Annotated in this window: 2 protein-coding genes; both read left to right on the top strand. The window is 47.9% G+C overall.

Going from position 1 to position 2,382, the window contains the following annotated elements; translation table 11 throughout:
* Positions 1-753 precede the first annotated feature (753 nt).
* Positions 754-1,482, top strand: coding sequence for a response regulator transcription factor (locus LKK83_RS07100; RefSeq protein ID WP_324630298.1), 729 nt, complete (start codon positions 754-756; stop codon positions 1,480-1,482).
* An 8-nt stretch (positions 1,483-1,490) separates the two neighbouring features.
* On the top strand, positions 1,491-1,979 hold the full coding sequence (locus LKK83_RS07095) for an adenylyltransferase/cytidyltransferase family protein (protein WP_324630296.1): 489 nt from the start codon (positions 1,491-1,493) through the stop codon (positions 1,977-1,979).
* Positions 1,980-2,382: the final 403 nt, after the last annotated feature.

Genomic DNA, 2,382 nt, shown 5'->3' with positions numbered 1-2,382 from the left:
GAGCCGGATGAGGTGAAAGTCTCAAGTCCGGTTCTGAAGACGAGTAGTTCTGGTGACGGAATTGCTTAGTTTAACAGCGTTAGAAATGCTAAGCATAAAAACCTGGATGTCAATTTTTTCTGAATTCCTTTTGATTGGAATCCGGAATTTAGTTTATTTGTTGATTTGCTTGTCTGGATGATTTTTTAAAATTACAGAAATAAACCGATGTATCTTTTGTTAATTAATCAAGAAAATAATGCAACTAAACCGATAGCTAAAAATCCGATTTTTATCGAGTTAAGCGAAGGATAAAAACCTTTTGTGATTCGCGAAAAAATGTTATGTTACACAATAAAATTAGAGAGTGATGAATTTGACAAGCGATAATAAAGGAGACAAAAAAAGTTAATCGGCTCAAAAGGGAATAAAATTGCAAGGTTGAAACGTAACGGCGGGAACGGGGGTTGCCAATAGCGCTAAAAATTGAATAAGGGAAGATTTTCCTAGAGAACAGTTGTAAGGGGGCAAAATGTTGGTAAAAAAACTGAAATCCATGCTAGAATAGAGGGATAAAAATAAAGGAGAGGATTTTCCCCTGGAATGAAGGCATCATCTTTGCCAATAGACTACAGGGGGAAGTATGATTGACAACACCCGAGATGTAGTTTTTTCCCACCGAGATGTCAATTGCGGTTCCAGTAAGGATTTTAGTCTAGTTTGCCAACCTGCAAGGGATATCGAGTAGGAACTTAGGTGCAGCGGCTCAAACAGATGAAACGAATTTTAGTAGTAGACGATGATAAAATCCTGCGAATGGTGGTGAAACGCCATCTAGAACAGCAGGGATATGTAGTGGAGGAAGTCACTTCTGGGGCGGAAGCGTTAAAGGTATTCCAAAGGGATCCGCCCGATTTAGTGGTGTCCGACGTAATGATGCCCCAGATGGATGGATTTGAGTTTTGTCGCCGATTGCGGAGCAACCCGGCGGGCAAATTAGTGCCTTTTATTTTCCTATCGAGTAAAGGGGAACTCGACGATCGCATTGAGGGGCACGCCATCGGAGCGGATGATTATCTCATTAAGCCCTTTGAGCCATTGGAATTAGTGGCGAAAATCGAGGCGCAGTTGGAGCGATCGCGGCGGATCCATGCCGAGATGATTCGGTTGATGCAGCAACTGAGTCCGACGCCGGGGATCCAGGGCAACCCGACGCCCAGTGTCAATCCAGAGGGGCACAGCGCCCCATCGGAGGAGATAGAGAACCGGGAACCGGATCCACTCCCTTTAACTCCAGCAGAAGCGCGAGTGTTCTGGGAAGTCATCCAAGGCTATACCAACAAACAGATTGCAGGGCGGTTATTTATCAGTCCGCGCACGGTGCAGACCCATCTCAGTCATATCCTGAGCAAACTAGAGGTAGAAAATCGCGCCCAACTGGTGCGCTTTGCCTTCGAGCATGGGTATCACCCGCCGGAGGAAGACCCAGACAAACCGATGTAATTTCGCTTATGATTTCCGGGATTTACACCATCGATGCATTGCAAGAGAAAATCGCCACCGATCGCGATCGGTGGCGACCCTTAGTATTTACCAATGGCTGCTTCGACTTGCTGCATGTGGGGCACGTGCGTTACCTGCAAAAGGCTAAAGCTTTGGGGAGAGCGCTGGTGGTCGGGTTAAATAGCGATCGCTCCGTGCAAACCATCAAACCCACCAAACCCGGACAACCCCCGCGACCGATTGTCCCGCAAATGCAGCGCGCGGAAGTGCTGTGTGCCCTCAAACCCGTAGATGGCGTCATCATTTTTGACGGTACTACCGCCGCCCCTCTCATCGAAGCCGTGCAACCCGATATCTACGTCAAAGGCGGAGACTGGACCGTAGAGACCCTGCCCGAAGCGCCCACCGTGCAAGCCTATGGCGGGCGAATCGAACTGTGCAAAATTGAAGTTCCGACCTCCACCACTGGTATAATTTTGTCAATTCTCAATTCGTGAAACCCCAGAGGATTGTCCGTCCCCTTCCGGGATGTTAAATCGTCATTTTTCTGGGATTTCCGCAGAAGAAATGCAACCCCTACCCCCGGGAATGACTGGTTAAGATACTAAATTTTGCCCAAATTGTCAAGCCCTAAAACAGCCAGGAGAGTCAGCACCCCCGGCTGAAGCACGGGGGCTTCGTGCCCTCCCGCAACAGGATAGCTGACCAGCTTAAGCCTTAACTGGCTACATTCAGAGCAAGAGTTAACATTCCTACCCTGGGATGCGTGCTAGTTCCAGGCTCTAGAACCAAATCGTTAAACACTCCTAAGGGGTTAAGACCCTGCGATTTGGAAAGTACCGACTCTGAACATTAGCGAAGCCAACGTTACGAGCAATCAGAACAGACGCAACAATGTCT

The organism is Phormidium sp. CCY1219 (genome assembly GCF_035615515.1).
Lineage (GTDB): Bacteria > Cyanobacteriota > Cyanobacteriia > Cyanobacteriales > Laspinemataceae > CCY1219.
Note: the sequence above shows the minus strand (reverse complement) of the source record. Positions and strands in the feature narration are given on the sequence as shown.

Excerpts from the sequence above, each read along its gene's own strand:
- LKK83_RS07100 (WP_324630298.1), top strand. The coding sequence starts at position 754 with ATGAAACGAATTTTAGTAGTAGACGATGATAAAATCCTGCGAATGGTG.
- LKK83_RS07095 (WP_324630296.1), top strand. The coding sequence starts at position 1,491 with ATGATTTCCGGGATTTACACCATCGATGCATTGCAAGAGAAAATCGCC.